Annotated in this window: 12 protein-coding genes; 5 read left to right on the top strand and 7 right to left on the bottom strand. The window is 70.9% G+C overall.

The window, feature by feature from the left end; translation table 11 throughout:
• Positions 1 to 52: 52 nt before the first annotated feature.
• The 5 genes from ACIBG6_RS07665 to ACIBG6_RS07645 all read right to left on the bottom strand — a co-directional run bounded on the left by ACIBG6_RS07665 (position 53) and on the right by ACIBG6_RS07645 (position 5,556).
• Positions 53 to 1,399: a nicotinate phosphoribosyltransferase gene (locus tag ACIBG6_RS07665; protein WP_399221650.1), complete on the bottom strand. Its 1,347-nt coding sequence runs from the start codon at positions 1,397 to 1,399 to the stop codon at positions 53 to 55.
• Positions 1,400 to 1,507: 108 nt separating this feature from the next.
• On the bottom strand, positions 1,508 to 2,281 hold the full coding sequence (locus tag ACIBG6_RS07660) for a hypothetical protein (protein ID WP_399221649.1): 774 nt from the start codon (positions 2,279 to 2,281) through the stop codon (positions 1,508 to 1,510).
• The gene (locus ACIBG6_RS07655; RefSeq protein ID WP_399221648.1) at positions 2,278 to 2,823 is read right to left on the bottom strand and encodes an RNA polymerase sigma factor; all 546 of its coding nucleotides are present in this window, start codon (positions 2,821 to 2,823) and stop codon (positions 2,278 to 2,280) included. The genes ACIBG6_RS07660 and ACIBG6_RS07655 overlap by 4 nt, the downstream gene beginning before the upstream one ends.
• A gap of 25 nt (positions 2,824 to 2,848) precedes the next feature.
• Positions 2,849 to 3,328 carry a hypothetical protein gene (locus ACIBG6_RS07650; RefSeq protein ID WP_399221647.1) on the bottom strand — a complete coding sequence of 160 codons (480 nt, stop codon included), beginning with the start codon at positions 3,326 to 3,328 and terminating at the stop codon, positions 2,849 to 2,851.
• Between the two features lie 725 nt (positions 3,329 to 4,053).
• On the bottom strand, positions 4,054 to 5,556 hold the full coding sequence (locus ACIBG6_RS07645; RefSeq protein ID WP_399221646.1) for an MFS transporter: 1,503 nt from the start codon (positions 5,554 to 5,556) through the stop codon (positions 4,054 to 4,056).
• 127 nt (positions 5,557 to 5,683) lie between these two features.
• On the opposite strand from ACIBG6_RS07645, the gene ACIBG6_RS07640 reads away from it, so the two are divergent.
• Together ACIBG6_RS07640 and ACIBG6_RS07635 are read left to right on the top strand one after the other, a co-directional pair.
• On the top strand, positions 5,684 to 6,196 hold the full coding sequence (locus ACIBG6_RS07640; RefSeq protein WP_399221956.1) for a MarR family winged helix-turn-helix transcriptional regulator: 513 nt from the start codon (positions 5,684 to 5,686) through the stop codon (positions 6,194 to 6,196).
• Between the two features lie 729 nt (positions 6,197 to 6,925).
• Positions 6,926 to 8,008 carry a ferritin-like protein gene (locus ACIBG6_RS07635; protein ID WP_399221645.1) on the top strand — a complete coding sequence of 361 codons (1,083 nt, stop codon included), beginning with the start codon at positions 6,926 to 6,928 and terminating at the stop codon, positions 8,006 to 8,008.
• Between the two features lie 152 nt (positions 8,009 to 8,160).
• Here the strand turns inward: ACIBG6_RS07635 and ACIBG6_RS07630 are convergent, their stop codons facing one another.
• Positions 8,161 to 8,979, bottom strand: a complete 819-nt coding sequence (locus tag ACIBG6_RS07630; RefSeq protein WP_399221644.1) for an SDR family NAD(P)-dependent oxidoreductase — start codon at positions 8,977 to 8,979, stop codon at positions 8,161 to 8,163.
• 334 nt (positions 8,980 to 9,313) lie between these two features.
• Between ACIBG6_RS07630 and ACIBG6_RS07625 the strand changes: the two genes are divergently transcribed.
• Complete coding sequence (locus tag ACIBG6_RS07625) at positions 9,314 to 11,116, top strand: SpoIIE family protein phosphatase (protein WP_399221955.1); 1,803 nt, start codon at positions 9,314 to 9,316, stop codon at positions 11,114 to 11,116.
• 509 nt (positions 11,117 to 11,625) lie between these two features.
• The gene (locus ACIBG6_RS07620) at positions 11,626 to 12,183 is read left to right on the top strand and encodes a SixA phosphatase family protein (RefSeq protein ID WP_399221643.1); all 558 of its coding nucleotides are present in this window, start codon (positions 11,626 to 11,628) and stop codon (positions 12,181 to 12,183) included.
• On the opposite strand, the gene ACIBG6_RS07615 is transcribed toward ACIBG6_RS07620, so the two are convergent.
• Positions 12,134 to 13,711 (bottom strand): hypothetical protein, encoded by a 1,578-nt coding sequence (locus ACIBG6_RS07615; protein ID WP_399221641.1) that lies wholly within the window; start codon positions 13,709 to 13,711, stop codon positions 12,134 to 12,136. The two genes, ACIBG6_RS07620 and ACIBG6_RS07615, sit on opposite strands and share 50 nt — an antisense overlap.
• 379 nt (positions 13,712 to 14,090) lie before the next feature.
• On the opposite strand from ACIBG6_RS07615, the gene ACIBG6_RS07610 reads away from it, so the two are divergent.
• A complete protein-coding gene (locus ACIBG6_RS07610) occupies positions 14,091 to 14,486 on the top strand; it encodes a hypothetical protein (RefSeq protein WP_399221639.1) in 396 nt (131 codons plus the stop codon).
• The last annotated feature ends 695 nt before the right edge of the window (positions 14,487 to 15,181 follow it).

Here is a 15,181-nt window from a genome sequence, read left to right as displayed (position 1 = left end):
GAATGAGCAGGACCAGCGCCGCTCCCGCGAGTACCGAGTACGGGGAGCCACCTCATCCGGGCGCCGTCCGCCCGGAGCCGGTCTGCGCCCCGGTGCGGTGGCGTACGACGGTCGTGAGGACCGCGAGCCGGGTCGACACCACGGGCGCCGGCGGCACCGGGTCCTCGATGCGCCGGGCAACCTCCGGTAGCGCGGCGACGTCGGTCTCGAAGCGGGTACGGGAGGCCGTCAGGGTGGCGGGCGGTTCCGTGCGGAGCCCGCCGCGCATCACGGTCCGCAGCAGCGGTTCCGTGCCCTCGGGCGGCTCCTCGTTCGTCAGGCCTATGACGTCGTTGAGGCCGGGATCGCGGAAGACCTGCTTCGGGGCCGGAGCGGTCGCCTTCGCGGCCGAGAGCTTCATGACGGGACGGCCGTCGTACTCGACCAGCTTGTACGCCGCGTCCAGGTACGGGGCGTCGGCGGCCGTGCCGACCTTCGTCCCCACGGCGTACGCGTCGATCGGCGCCCCTTCCCGTACGAGCCGGTCGACGCCGTACTCGTCCAGACCGCCGCTCGCGATGATCCGCACGTCGCGCAGCCCCGCCGCGTCGAGGGCGGCACGGGCCCGGTGGGCCTGGGCGCCCAGGTCGCCGCTGTCGAGGCGGATCCCGCACTCCGGGCCGAGCCCGAGGTCCGCGAGCACGCGTGCGGCCGTCGCGACGCCGCGATCGGTGTCGTAGGTGTCGACGAGGAAGGTCACCGGGCCCGGATGCGTGCGGGCGAAGGCGCGGAACGCCTGCTCCTCGGAGCCGAAGGCCTCGATGTACGAGTGGGCCATGGTGCCCGCCGCCGGTATGCCGTACCGGCGCGCGGCGGCGACGTTGCTCGTACCGGCGAAGCCCACCAGTGCGCACAGGCGGGCCGCCTGGATGCCCGCCTCCGGACCGTGGGAGCGGCGCAGGGAGAAATCCACCAGGGGACGACCGGCGCCGGCGAGCACACACCGGGCCGCCTTCGAGGCGACCGCCGTCTGATGACAGACGAGCGACAGCAGATACGTCTCCACGAGCTGGGCCTGTGGCAGCGGTGCCGTGACCTCCAGGAGCGGCTCTCCGGCGAACACGAGCCGGCCTTCGGGCACCGCACGGACCTGGCCGTCGAAGGACAGACCGCGAAGCGGTGCGAGGTCCTCCACGGGCCGCCGCAGCGTCTCCGCGAACTCCTCGACGTCGGAGCCGCTCACCCGGAAGCGCGAGAGGTAGTCGAGGGCCGGTTCCAGTCCCGCGGCGACGAGGAATCCGCGCCCCGGTGGGAGGTCGCGCACGAAGAGACTGAAGGTGGCCGGTGCGCGCATGTCCTCCCGCAGGTACGAGAGCGCCATCGTGACCTCGTACAGGTCGGTGGTGGTCACCTGGGACATGCTTCGAGCATGCGTGGCGAATCCGCGAACCGCATGGGGAACGCCGGACACGGTCCCCCCGCATGGGCGGCCCAGAGGATTCGATGACCCCGAAGGCGATTCTCGTGGTCAGCGACCGCGCCCGGCAGCCGGCGTATCCCCGGCAGGCGCATGGGGGTGACGGGTCGCATCGCCGGCTTCGGGTGCTGCGGGGATGTCGAAGGGACTCTTGGAGAGGGGATCGGAGCGCTTGTTCCCGGACACCGGGGGCGGGGCCGTGGCTTCGGACGTCGGGAGGGAGTCGCAGTACGCCAGGACGTCCTTGCCGCCGGCCGCGGCGACCAGACGCTTCCAGGCCGCGGCTTCCATGGCCTTGCCGTGGCCCAGGGCCTTCTCGTACGCGCGACAGAGCGGCTCGCCCGTCGACGCCGACTGGGTGGTGGTGGCGGTGGCGGTGGCGATGGCGTGGGGAACGGGGTGTGTGGCGGGGGCTCGGGGAGGGGGCGACGAACCTGCGAGTGGGGGTTCGGGCCGCGGGCTTGCGGGTTCCTCCGACGGCAGGGGAGCGGAGGTGCTGCGGTGGGGTGTGGGTTCGCGGGCCTCGGTCTCGTCGAAGAGGTCGAGCGGAACGGCCGCGGCGATCGCTACGCCGCCCAGGGTGAGGCTGGCGAACAGCGCTGCGAGTGCGGTCTTCAGCGAACGTCCCCTGCGGCGTTCCGATGCGGGACGCCAGTCCTCGCGGCGTCGGGTGCGCCGAGACGTGTGCAGGCCCGTGTCGCGGGCCGTGCGGAACGCGGTGACGGCTGCTCGGGTCGAGGCGTCGTCCACGTCCGTGGGCCGCAGGGCAGCGGCCAGTGCCGCCTCGATGTCGTCGTGTTCCCGCATACCGTTGTCACCTCTCATCCCTTCAGTTCCTTCGCGAGCCGCTTCAGTCCGCGGTGCGCGGCGGAGCGTACAGCTCCGACCCGCTTTCCCAGCACTCGGGCCGCCGCGGGTCCGTCCAGCCCGATGACCACCCGCAGCAGTACCGCCTCGGCCTGGTCCCGGGGAAGCCCGGCGACCAGGGCCAGTGCCTCGGCGGTGGATATCGCCTCCAGGGCCTCGCCTGCCGTCTCCCGCGGGGCGGGCGGATCGAGCACGTCCTGTTCCAACGGGGCCGTTAAGGGTCGGGAGCGCAGGCGCCGTAGGTGGTCCAGCGCGCGGTGGCGGGCGATGGTCGCGGTCCAGCCGCGGAACCCGGCACCGTCCCCGCGGAACCGCCCCAGGTCGCGGGCTATCTCGAGCCAGGCGTCGGAGGCGACGTCTTCGGCGGAATCGCCGACGAGTCCCCGCAGATATCCCAGCAGCCCAGGCTGCACGATCCGGTACGCGTCGGCGAACGCTTCGTCGTCACCGTCCTGTGCACGCTCCACCGCATGCTGCAGAGCGGGGTCGTCCGCCCTCAAATGATCTTCCTTCGGTCTATCCGCGTCACGCTGTCCGGTGCTTCACCTTACGTGGCCGCCGGTCGTCGGCCGCACCCCGAGACAGCGGCGGGCGCCGTGCACGCCCCGGGAGCAACAGGAAGAACTCGTAGGCGGATTCGTCGGGGCCCAGCTCAAAGCGGTTCACCACCTTGCCCAGTGGGTTCCACGCCAGTCCGTCGGGCATGCGGACGCCGACCGGTTGCCGGAACAGCTCGGACGTCGCGGCGTCGAAGTCGACCCAGCGGGCGCGGGCCTGACGGACGAGTACCTCGCCGACGTACGCGCCGAGTTCGTGGAGGATCGGCGCGGCCGCGACCGGGTCGTCGGCCCCGCGCCGCAGCCCGTCCACCACGCGATCGACGATCCGAAGGCTGGTCGCGGAGAAGTCGAGGGGGAGCCGTGCTTGTGCGGTCGCGCGGGATGCGAACGCGGAGGCGTACCGGCTCATGTCGGCGGCCCGCAGCGTGTGGCTGACGTGGTTCATCGGTTCCACCCTTCGTGCGCGAACCGGTGCGGTTCTTCCCGGTCCTCCGTGGCTCTCGGGGGCGCCGGTTCTCCGGGCCTCCCGATAACCCAGCGGAACCGGATGCCGGATCATCACGGGTTCGCTCTGTGAGCGCCGCCACATTCTGAGGGGACGGACTGACGGGGCAACGAAGGCAAGGGTGTACGAGGCGGTCAATTCAGCGGGAAGGCACACCCACGGCGATCGCCCCCCGAGCTGGAACTCGCCCAACCCAGCAGGCCACCGGGTCGAGGGAAGGGAACGTAGTCCCCGGTGTCGCCCATCTCGTGCAGATCCTGGAGGATCTCGTCATTCCTCGACCCGGACGCCCATGACGCCTCGGTGCCGGGCCGGGGAACGGTCACCATCAGGAGGTCGTCGACGAGCAGGGCCGGATACGCCTCCGCCAACGAGCGGAAGTCCGATGGCAGCGCCGTCCCGAGGCCCGCCTCCAGGACGGCCCAGTCGACACCACGTACGACGTGCCGGCCACCGACGCGCTCAGCAGTCGGTTGCGGTCATAGGTGAACGTCGCGGGTGTGCCCCTTGACGTTCTGGCTGGCCACTTGGCGTCGTCGTCGTGGACATAGGTGTCCGTGCGACCAGAGAACCGGCGGCCTTCTCCGTGGTGCTCGCCGTCGAGGTCCCACGCCTCCCAGAGGCGCTCGGTGACGACTTCCGTGGGCGCTCTCCCCAGCTGTGTTTCACACGGTGAGGTGCTGCTTCGCGCCGGAGCCGGTGGCGGGCTCGGTGGCGATGCCGTGCTGCTCGTCGTCGGGGCGGCCCGTCTCGGGCAGCAGGAAGGTGATCGCGAGGAACGCCGTCAGCAGGCATGCCTGGACGATCAGCGCGCGGTGGAATCCGCCGGTGAAGTCACCGGTCTTGGCCTGGGCGAAGAACACCGAGCCGAAGATCGCGACGCCGATGGAGCCGCCTATGGCCTGCACGGCCGACAGCACGCCGGAGGCGGAACCGATCTCGTCGTCGTCGACCGCGGCGAGGATGAAGCTGAACAGGGCGGCGATCACCATGCCGGCGCCGATGCCCGCCACCGCTGTGCCGGGAACGATGTCCCAGATCGAGAACGAGGCGGTGTCGAGGCCGTCGAGCTCGAACCACAGCACGGCCGCGCCGGCCAGCTGGACGAGCGGTCCGATCTGCAGCACTTTGCGGCCGATCTTGTCGGCGAGGAATGCGCCGCTGATGGCGCCGCCGATGGCGGTTCCCACGGCGAGGGGCAGGTTGCCCAGTCCCGCGTCGCCGGCGGTGAAGTGCCGGCCCATCTGGAGGAACAGGGTCAGGACGAGCTGGGTGCCGATCAGTCCGCCGAAGAACAGGGCGATGCCGCCGAGGCCGACGGTGAAGGCCGGCTTGCGGAGCAGGAGGCCCGGGGTCACCAGCGGCTCGCGGCCCGCGCCGGCCGTGCGGCGCTGCTGGAGGGCGAAGAGGGCGAAACCGATCGCCGAGGCAGCCATGGACAGCCATGTCCACAGCGGCCAGCCGTTCTCCTGTCCCTGATTGAGCGGCAGCACCAGCAGGGCGCAGGAAGCCACGACCAGTGCGGCGCCGGTCATGTCGACCCGTACCGTGAGGTCGCCCGCCTTCTTGGGTACGAACTTCGCGGCGACGATCAGCGCCGCGATTCCGATGGGCAGGTTGATCAGGAACACCGACCGCCAGCCCAGGCCGAAGAAGTCGCCCTCGATGAGGAAGCCGCCCAGGACCGGGCCGATGATGCCGCCCAGGCCCAGGACGGGTCCGAAGATCGCGAAGACCTTGGTGAGCTCGGGGCCGGAGAAGTTCTCCCGCAGCAGACCCAGACCCTGGGGCAGCAGCATCGCTCCGGCGGTGCCCTGCAGCAGGCGGAAGGCGATCAGCGACTCGATGTTCGGCGCGATCGCGCACAGCAAGGAGGTCGCGGTGAAGGCCGCCAGGCCGATCAGGAACATCCGGCGCCGGCCGTAGCGGTCGCCGAGCCGGCCGCCGAGCACGAGCCCGGCGCCCAGGGTGAGGGCGTAGCCGCCGATCACCCACTGCAGTCCGACGGAACCGGCGCCGAGGGAGTCCTCCAGGGCCGGCCCGGCGACGTTGACGATCGAGGCGTCCAGGAGATCCATGATCTCCGCGACGATCATCACCGCCAGGATCAGCCACCGCCACCGGTAGGGCTCGGTCGTCTCGTCAGGGGTGGGGGACGGGTCACGCACGCCAGATACCTCCATGATGAAGTAATTCCATCGTGAAGGTAAAGTGGTGAAGGTAGGTTGTCAAAGCGGGCCGCCCACCTGGACGCCCGGCAGGAGAGAAGAGGTGGCAGGCCCGGTGGAGGAAGCGATGGGCGACGGTGTCGCGGCGCGGCGCGAGCGACTGATGGAAGGGCTGCGGATCTACGGCGGCCACTACGCCGAGCTCAGCCGGCGTTTCGCGGCATGGCTGGGCCTGCACTCCACCGACGCGACCGCGGTGCTGGAGATCGCCGCCGCCGAAGAACGCGGGACCCCGCTGTCACCGGCCCGGCTGAGCGAGCGCATCTCCCTGTCCACGGGCGCCACTACCGCGCTTCTGAACCGCCTCGAAGCGGCCGGGCACATCACCCGCACCCGCGAGCACTCCGACCGACGCATCGTCACCCTGCGCGGCGGCCCGCACATCCAGGAGCGGGCGGACGAGTTCTTCGGCCCGCTCGCCGGCCGCCTCGATGCCGCGATGTCCCCCTACCCGCCACAGCTCCTGGAACAGTTCGAGCAGTTCATGACCGATCTGAACGCCACCATGGACGCCCACCTCGCCGAGACGAGCCCGGTGGCACCGCGCCCCCCTGGCGTCCTCGGGGACCGCCGGGGCTAGAGGTCGCCTCGCGTGGGGGGCTTCCTGCTGAGGCGTCAGGCGCTCCTGGCCCGGGCGTCGGCGGCAGTCGTCGCGGTTGCCGGGCAGAGGAAGGCCGACGGCGACGACGAGCTTGCTGTTGGCGTCGATCACCACTTGGTCCACGGGGCATCGCCGAGGCTCGACCACCAAGCGGGGGCCAGGAGAGGCAGGGGCCTCGGGTGCCGATTTCGTGGCTGTGACCGGCGGCCTGCGCGCTGCGGGAGTGGGGCCTCTGGAGCGTCGGGCATGCGGACGCGTTTCCGACGACAGGCCCCCGGCGGCTCACCGTTTTATGATGGGCGGGGTGGTGGAAACCGTTTCCCGTTCTCGTGTCTCACGAAAAGCGTGCAGGAACGGCAGATGAATCCCCCCTTCACCTCCACGGCAGTCCGCCTTTCAGCTGCCCGGTCACTTCCGTCTGGAGTTCCGTCGGCGAGCCCGCGGTGCTGTGCGGCACCTCCCAGCGTCTCCTGGGCCTTAGCCGGGCTCCGGCGGCAGGCCCCCGTTCCGTCGTCGCGGAGACCCTGCGGTCGGAGGCGCACGCCCAGGGGAGCCCGCGTACGAGGCTGCCTCCGGTTCGCGAGGACGATCCCACTCGGGCGACGAAGAACGGTGGTGGGGAGGGATGAACCTCTGCGATGACGGCAACGACGGTACGGCGCGGTCCGACGATCGACGGCGGGGGACTCGTCCAGAAGGAGGCCGGTGGTGAAAGCCGTCCAGTACACGCATAGCAATCGGATCGTCGAGTTGATGCGGCGGCCCTCGGAGCAGCGCGACGCCGAGTGGCTGAAGGACGCGGTACAACAGGCGGTCCTGCTGGAACTCGCCACGCTCCCGCCGTACCTCTGCGGCATGTGGTCGATCGACACCCCGAGCGGAGGAGACACCCAGGTCTTCCGCGCCCTGCGCACGATCGTGTTCGACGAGATGTCGCACCTCGGCCTCGCCTGCAACCTGCTCACCACCGTCGGCGGTTCGCCCCGCCTCGCGGACGAGACGCTGGTGCCGGCGTACCCGGGCCCGCTGCCCGGCGGCGTACGGCCCGAACTCACCGTCTTCCTGGGCGGGCTGACGAAGGACGCGGTCGCCATGTACGCGAGCATCGAGGAGCCCGACGACCCGATCGTGCGGGCGGCCCCGGCGTACACCTCGATCGGAGCCTTTTACACCGCGATCCTGGACGCGTTGCGCGCGAGCCCGCGCCTGATCACCGGGGTTCGGCAGGTGAGCAGGGACATGTCGCACCACGGCTCGGGGAACAACCTCGTGGCCCTCACCACGCTCGGCGCCGTCGAGTCGGCAGTCGCTGTCATCAAGGAGCAGGGCGAGGGGACGTCCGTGTCCCCCCGGAACCCGCACCCGAACGAGGCGGCATCGGGCGAGCTCGCCCACTACTACGCCTTCCTGGAAGTCCTGCACGGACGCAAACTGATCCACCCGCCCGGCCATCCTGATGTGTGGGACTTCCAGGGCCCACCCGTCCCCATGCCTCCCACCCTCCCCATGGGGATCGTGCCGCAGGGGGGCTGGCCACGGACGGGGCCCGGCGCGCCCGCCGCCGACGTGACGGTTCTTCTCGACAAGTGCAATCGCGTCTACAGCGACATGCTGCGGCTTCTCGAACTGGTGTGGCAGCAGGACGACCCTGCCCAAGCCACGGACCTGCTGGACGACGCGGTGGTGAAGATGTTCGGGCTGAAGCCGCCCGCCCGGGAGCTGATGAAGCGCGCGCTGCCCGACGGCAGCGGCAAGAACTACGGACCGGAGTTCCGTTACGTGGCTTCCTGAGTAGGTGGCTCCCTGTCGTCGGGTGTGCCGGTGCCGAACGGTGCCGGCGGTCCTCATCGGCGCGGGAGGACTGTTGCCGGCCGGGACGACGACTGTGCGCTGCTCGAACGCGGTCGACGAGCGTGACCGGTCATTTCGGCCGTGGCTGTCGGTCAGGCTCGCGGGGCGCGTGGCTCCAGCCGGAACTCGAAGCCGAGGGTGCCCGGGTCGAGTGCGGTCGCGCCGCCGTCGACGGTGAGCGTCGCACCGTTCACGAACGAGGCGGCGGGCGACAGCAGCCAGGCGATGGCCTCCGCGACCTCGTGCGGCTCACCGGGCCGCCCGGCGGGCAGGACCCGGGTCACCTCCTCGTACGCCGCTTCCAGACCGTTCCCGGCCAGGCCCGCCTCGTCGGCGAATCGGCTCATTCGGCGGTCGGCCATGTCGGTGCGCACCCAGCTCGGGCACACGGTGTTGGCGCGCAGCCCCGCGCCCCCGTAGTCGACCGCGAGCGAGCGGCACAGCTGGAGCAGCGCCGCTTTGGAGGTGGCGTAGGCGGCGTTGCCGACGCCGTTGCGCAGGGCGGACACCGAGGCCACGGCGACCACCGCGCCGCGGGCGTCGAGCAGGTGCGGGAGCGCGGCGCGCAGCAGCAGGAACGGACCGGTGAGGTTGGTCCGCATGACCTCCTCCCAGTCCTCCAGGGTCACCTCGCCCACCCCGCCGCCCCGCCCGATGCCGGCGTTGAGCACCAGACCGTCGAGCCGCCCGTACGTGCCGACCACCGTCTCGATGAGCGAGGCGACCGCGGCGGGATCGCCGATGTCCGACGGTACGGGCAGGGCGCCGGTCTCCTCGGCGACCAGCCGTAGCGGCTCGGGGCGGCGCCCGGACACCGCCACCTTGTGTCCCGCCCGGGCCAACGACTGCGCGGTCGCAGCCCCGATACCCGTTCCGCCCCCGGTCACCAGGTACACGCGCTCGTTCGCCATGTCCGCCGCCTCTCCCGTGTCTCGTCCGCCGTCCACGCCCCGGTGATCTTAGGCGCGCGCCGCCCCGGGACCGGCCCTGACAGCCGGCCTGGCGCCACCAGGAGGGGCTCCGCTCACTCGCCTGCCCGGCGGTGGAAGGCCCGCGCAGGCCGGTCGGGCTTCCGCTCGAGGACCGGAGGTCCAGTTCCAGTGGGCGCGCCTGCATCCGGAGGACCGCCTCCTCCCCTCCGCGTCGTACCGGCCGAGTTCCCGGCCGGAAGTCGGCCGATCGGCCGAAAAAGGGTGCATGCTGAGCATCAACAGCGATCGAGTTCCTGTTCTGGAGGTCGAAAGAATGAACGGCGGCGAGGGAAGGCGGCGCCTGGCCGCCCGCGCTTCGGCCGGAAAGGGCGCCGTGGCGCACCGCTCGGGCGGAGCCCGCAGACGACTCGCCCGGGGTGGCGGCGAGGTCCCGCTCGACCGGCTCACCACGCGAGGTCGGCTCGCCTGGCTGAACTCCGCCGCTTCCAGGATCGGCACCACCCTCGACCTGGAACGCACGGCCCAAGAGCTGGCCGAGTTCACCGTGCCCCGCTTCGCCGACGGCGCCGCCGTCGACATCCTGGACAGTGTCCTGCGGGGCGACGAGGGCGCACAGTGGACGGGTACGGGTGTCCCGCTCATGCGGGCCACCGCGCTGTGCGCCGTCGAGGAGCTGTCTTCCCTGGAGCCCACTCCGGTGGGCGAGACCTCCGCCCGCGCCGAAGAGACGCACGAGACGCTGCTCCACCGCTACTGTCTGCGACAGGGCAAGCCAGTGCTGGTCAGCCGCATGAGGAACGACGACTTCATCAAGGTCGCGCCGACGGAGAGCGCCGCGGCGAAGATGCGAGCCGCCGGAGTGCACAGCTATCTCGCCGTGCCGCTGATCGCCCGCGGGCTGCTGCTCGGCAGCGCGGACTTCGTCCGCGGCCCCGGAACACCACCGTTCTCCACCACAGACCTCGCACTGGTGAAACAGCTGGCCTCCCAGGCCGCCGTCTACATCGACAACGCCCGGCTGTACGGGCGCGAGCGCGAGCACGTCGTCTCGTTGCAACGCGCACTGCTGCCGCGCGCGACCCCGGTGACGCCCGGGCTGCGCGTGCACTCCGAGTACGCGCCCTCGACGGCGCACCACGGCGTGGGTGGGGACTGGTACGACATCATGGCCCTGCCCGGCGGACGTACGGCCCTCATGGTGGGCGACGTCATGGGCCACGGGCTGCCCGCCGCCGCCACGATGGGACGTCTGCGGACGGTGGCCCGCACCCTGATGACCCTGGACATGGCTCCGGAGCGGGTCCTGGCCCGGCTCGACCTCGCCACGCGTGACCTGGAGGACGAGCAGGTCGCCACCTTCCTCTGCGCCGTGTTCGACCCGGCCGACTCCACCTACACGCTGGCCAGCGCCGGGCACCTGCCGCCGCTGTTCGTTGACGGACACGGCTCCGCCGAGTTCGTGGACGTACCCGTCGGCGCGCCGCTCGGGGCCGGAGTGATCCCGTACGACCCGATCCGTGTCAAAGTGCCGAGGGGCGGCAACCTGGTCATGTACACGGACGGGCTCGTCAAGTCCCGGCGCGCGGACATCGACCACCAGCTGGAGTCTCTGCGCTCCACGGCGTGCGGCCTGGCATCCGAGGCTCTCGAAGCCGGCGGCTTGATCGAGCGCGCCCCGGCCGACGCCACCCGTTTCGACGAGGCCGTACTCATCGTCGCCACGGCCGTCTCGGACGACACCCCGGCCGACCTGCGCGAGTGGCAGTTGCCGCAGGAAGGGCGAGCGGCGTCCGTCGCCCGGAGCCTGGTCACGGACCAGCTCGCCGAGTGGGATCTGACGGAGCTCACCGACGTCTTCGAACTCGTCGTCTCCGAACTCGTCGGCAACGCCCTGCGCTATGGCAACGGGCCCGGCAGACTCCGGCTGCTGCGCGGCGACCGACTTGTCGTGGAGGTCTCTGACACGGGCCCCGACCTGCCCCAGATCCAGCACGCGGATCTCAGTGACGAGGGAGGCCGAGGTCTCCAGCTCATCAACATGTTGTGCCGCCGATGGGGTTCCTGCCGCACGGTGACCGGCAAGGTGGTGTGGGCGGAACAGAACCTGCCCTCCTGAGGACGGCCGGAACGCCGACGCCAGGACCACCGGAGCCGCTGGGACGGTCACCGGACGAGCCGGAGCGGGACGGAACCGTACCGGGCGACGACCAAGCGGCCGATGTCACCCAGACCGACCAGTGACAACTGTCAGCCCATCACTCCCGCCCGCTTCCCTGACCCCGTCGCCCGCTCCCACCACGACCCCGGACCGTAACCCGGCAGCGGCACCGCTGCCGCCTGCGACAAGGCTGAGGGCCCGAGTCTTCCCGTGCACAGCACGTCCCAGACGTGATCGACAAGACCTCCTAGCCGGCGACACGCCAGAAGTCCTCGAGCGGGGGTGCCCGGCACGCGGTGTCGACATTCCTGACGACAGCGGCGACACCCGACCGGACCGGACCGGACCGGACCGGACCGGATGGGATCGGGTCGCCCGGCCAACCGCCGCTGCTTGCTTGAGGAGGCGTACTCCCCGTCCTCCCCGCACCATGGGTCTGTACCGGTACCGCCGTGAAGGAGGTGGCCATGTCCTCCGGTTCCGCACCCCACACGCCATCCTCTGCCTCCGACACGGCCGCCGCATGCCGACTGCTGCTGGTACGCCACGCGAAGGCCGTGCCGAAGCACGCGGCCGAGGACTTCGAACGGGCCCTGAGCGACCGCGGCCGGGCCGACGCGCCGCAGACGGGACGTTGGCTCGCCGAGTCGGGCTTCGCACCCCGACTGGTTCTGTGTTCCCCGGCCCGAAGAACACGCCAGACATGGCAGCTGATCTCCCTGGCCCTCCCGGATGTGCCGCCCACCGTGTACGACGACAGGCTCTACAACGAGGCCCCGAACACACTGGCCGCCGTCTTGGCGGAGCGCGGATCGGGGGTGAGTCACGTGATGCTGGTCGGCCACAACCCCGGCATCCACGAACTGGCCACGGCCCTGTGCGGAACCGGCCCGACGAACCTGCTGGACCGGCTGAGGGAAGGGCTCCCGACGTCGGGCGTCGTGGTCGTGGACCTTCCGGGCGGGTGGGACGGCATCAACCCCGGCGACGGCGACCTGGCTGCCTTCTGGGCCCCTGCCCACTGACGGCCGCCAGAACCCCGGCGGTGCTGACCCAGCGTCGGGCCGCCGTCGGTGGGGTGGCGGCGCTGTTCAGGCATTCGTCGAGGAGCGCGTGCATGCGGGGGACGGGGAGGGACGGGTTGGCCGCGGCGCCCTCTGCGGTGCGAGGGTCGGTGAGGAGGGTTTCCAGGGTCTCCGGTGTCAGGGTCGGGTTGGCGGCGGCTGCCCGGCGTACCGCATCGTCGGGGTCTTCCAGCGGAGGTGCGGGCAGGGCGGGGTCGGCCGCGGCCAGGGCGCGTACCTCCGGGTCCGGGTGGCCGATGAGGTGGGTCCGGCCGGTGCGGGGGAACGCGGGCAGGGTCAGCAGGTGCGGACGGTGGGCCGGGCGGGTCACGAAGACGTCCAGGAGGAGGCGCGGCGGAGCCAGCGGGTGGTGGCAGGCCAGCCGGATCCGTACCTCCTCGTCATCGTCCAGCGCCAGTGTCCCGACGAGCTCTGCGGGCAGGCCGGGCCAGCTCGCCGCAACCCGGCGGAGCACCGGTTCCTCGGACGCCGCGCAGGTGGCGTACCAGTCGGGCGACAGCTCGGTGGCCGGCTCCGTGATCGGGCAGGTGCAGTCGCGACCGTGATCGACCACACTCTGGACCGCCTCGAATTCGGCCCAGGTACGGATGGAGGGCTGGAGGCGGGCACGCATCCGCACGTCCTCGTCCGGATCCTGCCTCAGCTCCGCCGCCGCCGGTCCCAGGTCGGGCCGCGTGGCGACCAGCCTGCGGATCTCTGCATCGGGGTGGCTGGCGAGCCGGGCGAGGGCGTCGGCCGGGATATGGCGGTTCAGGGCCAGCGGGTACACCTCGTCGTCCGCGAAGCACAGCTCGACGACCGCGGGTGACAGCGCATAGGCGCTGAGCACGGACCACCCGTGGCGCGATCCGATGGACGGCAGCCTGGCCTCCACCGCCTCCGGGTCCAGCACCCAGCTGGTCTCCCGCGCCGCCTTCCGCACCGCGGGGTCGGGGTCGTCGAGCAGGGCATCGCGCTGTGCAGCGGTGAGCGACCGCCACTGGTAGGCGGCGTACAGACGGAGTGCGGGGTGGTCGTGACCGGCCATGTCCCGCGGGAAGGACGGAGGGACCTGCCGGGAGGACCAGAGCTCCCCGACGATTTCCGTTTCGGTGACCCTGCCGTCCTCGCCTCCTTCCTGGGCGGTGAGGAAGGTGACGAGGATGTCGACCGGCAGGGGCCGGACCCACCGGGGCTTGCGCCGGGTGCCGCCGGCGAGATACGCACGGACGAGTCCCGAAGGGTCCGATGCCAAGGGAGCGAGTCGTACGGGGTCGACGTGCAGGTTGCGGGCGAGGGCGCGTCGGACCCGCTCGACCGGGTGGCGGAGGGCCGCGTCGATGGCGGCGTCGGGCAGGTCGCGGCCCTCGCACATCAGCAAGCCGGCCTCACCGGCCGCTTCGTCCAGGAGACGTATCAGTACGTCGGCGGGCGCCGCGGCGTTGAAGGCGATGCCACGCAGCCACGGTTCACGGAGAGAGTCGGACACCGCGTCATCCTGCCACCTCGCCTCCTGAACCGGGCCCGCCCGATGGCTCCCTCGCCGGTGCTGACCGGCGGCTCCGTCGGGAACACGCAGCCGACCGGGGTGGCGACGGCGGCGTTCGGGAGTGGGCGGCAGCAGCGGGGCTCCCCGCTCCCACAGGTCGGCAGGAACAAGATCAGCACGCACCCCGGCCACCATGCCGACCAAGATCGTCGACCCAAGACCCACAGCCCCACTCATTCTGAAACGATCAGTTGGACGTCACGGGCCGTGCCTCGCGCTCGCCCGGCGGGCCGGCTGCGGCCACGGATCGCGGTGCGTATCTCCGACGGCATTGGCTCCGTTGACGTCCTGTGACATCCACGACCGAGAGGGGAAGCTCGTGAGCATCCCGGTGCGCGTAGCAGAAAGCTGTCTGGAGGCCTGTCGGCACGTGAAGGAGCTGCGGGACGTGAATACCGCAGTCCTCGAGCTCGATTCGGGTGCCCTGGTGCCGGAGACCGAGGCCAACTGGACGCAAGACGAACTGCTTCAGAACCTACCGACCGACCAGGCACGGCTGATCGTCCACGAGCTGTCCTTCGCCACGCCCAATGGCGCCCGACGCCATGAACGACTGCTGATCGGGTGGTTGCCCCCTGACGCGAGCGCCCAGGAACTCGTATATACGGCCGGGTACGAAGCTCTGAAGGAAGCCCTCCCTGACGTCAGCGTTCACGTGATCGCCCGCAACGAAGGGCAACTCGCCTACCCGAGACTCGTGGCGCTGGCCAACTGATCCACACACGCTCAGACGAGGGCCTGGGGACGCGGCCTGCGTGCCGAAAACGACCCAGGTCGCTCGCCTGCTGACCGCTGACCGCTGACCGCTGACCGCTGGCCGTGCCGATACCGCCGTCGTTCGTGCGGATGCTGCGAGATCGCGTAGACCGATGTGGCATAGCGCCTGATGGCCCGGGTGTTCCACAACGGGGCCGGAGGCTACGTACACGCAGCTGCCAGCAGTACGACGTGGGAGCGGGCCTGGAAGGGGGTCCTGGCTCCCGACGAGCAGCCGATGCTGCTCGCCAAGAAGCCTTTGACCTCAGGCACGCCGGGATCTCGTTCTGGCTGCGCTCTGGGGGAGGAGAGGCGCATTTCGACACCTCGCCCAGTTGCGTTGCTGGGCGCTCCACAGAGGCGCCTGGCCCGGGTAAAAGCCCAGGTCAGGCGTCTTCTTTCGTGCCGTTAGAAGAAGCCCAGCTTCTTCGGGGGAGTAGTTCTTCGTCTGCTGGTGGTACATGCGCCGGATATCCGCTGACCAGCAACGATGACGGTTGGGGCGTGTACTGCCGGGAGGATGGTCCACGAATGGTCCGGATCTTGGTTGCGTGGACCTCGAACGGCGCGTTGACGGTGTTGCGCCGGCTCCCCACCCAGCAGGTTGTGCGCGCTGCTCCGGGCTCGGTTGCAGGGCGTGTGCCCTCACGTCCG

Source organism: Streptomyces sp. NPDC050842, assembly GCF_044456565.1.
Classification (GTDB): Bacteria; Actinomycetota; Actinomycetes; order Streptomycetales; family Streptomycetaceae; genus Streptomyces.
Note: the sequence above shows the minus strand (reverse complement) of the source record. Positions and strands in the feature narration are given on the sequence as shown.

What these genes read in the sequence shown, in the direction of transcription:
- ACIBG6_RS07665 (WP_399221650.1), bottom strand. Translation starts at nt 1,399, where the DNA reads ATGTCCCAGGTGACCACCACCGACCTGTACGAGGTCACGATGGCGCTC.
- ACIBG6_RS07660 (WP_399221649.1), bottom strand. Translation starts at nt 2,281, where the DNA reads ATGAGAGGTGACAACGGTATGCGGGAACACGACGACATCGAGGCGGCA.
- ACIBG6_RS07650 (WP_399221647.1), bottom strand. Translation starts at nt 3,328, where the DNA reads ATGAACCACGTCAGCCACACGCTGCGGGCCGCCGACATGAGCCGGTAC.
- ACIBG6_RS07640 (WP_399221956.1), top strand. Translation starts at nt 5,684, where the DNA reads ATGGGCGACGGTGTCGCGGCGCGGCGCGAGCGACTGATGGAAGGGCTG.
- ACIBG6_RS07630 (WP_399221644.1), bottom strand. Translation starts at nt 8,979, where the DNA reads ATGGCGAACGAGCGCGTGTACCTGGTGACCGGGGGCGGAACGGGTATC.
- ACIBG6_RS07625 (WP_399221955.1), top strand. Translation starts at nt 9,314, where the DNA reads ATGAACGGCGGCGAGGGAAGGCGGCGCCTGGCCGCCCGCGCTTCGGCC.
- ACIBG6_RS07620 (WP_399221643.1), top strand. Translation starts at nt 11,626, where the DNA reads ATGTCCTCCGGTTCCGCACCCCACACGCCATCCTCTGCCTCCGACACG.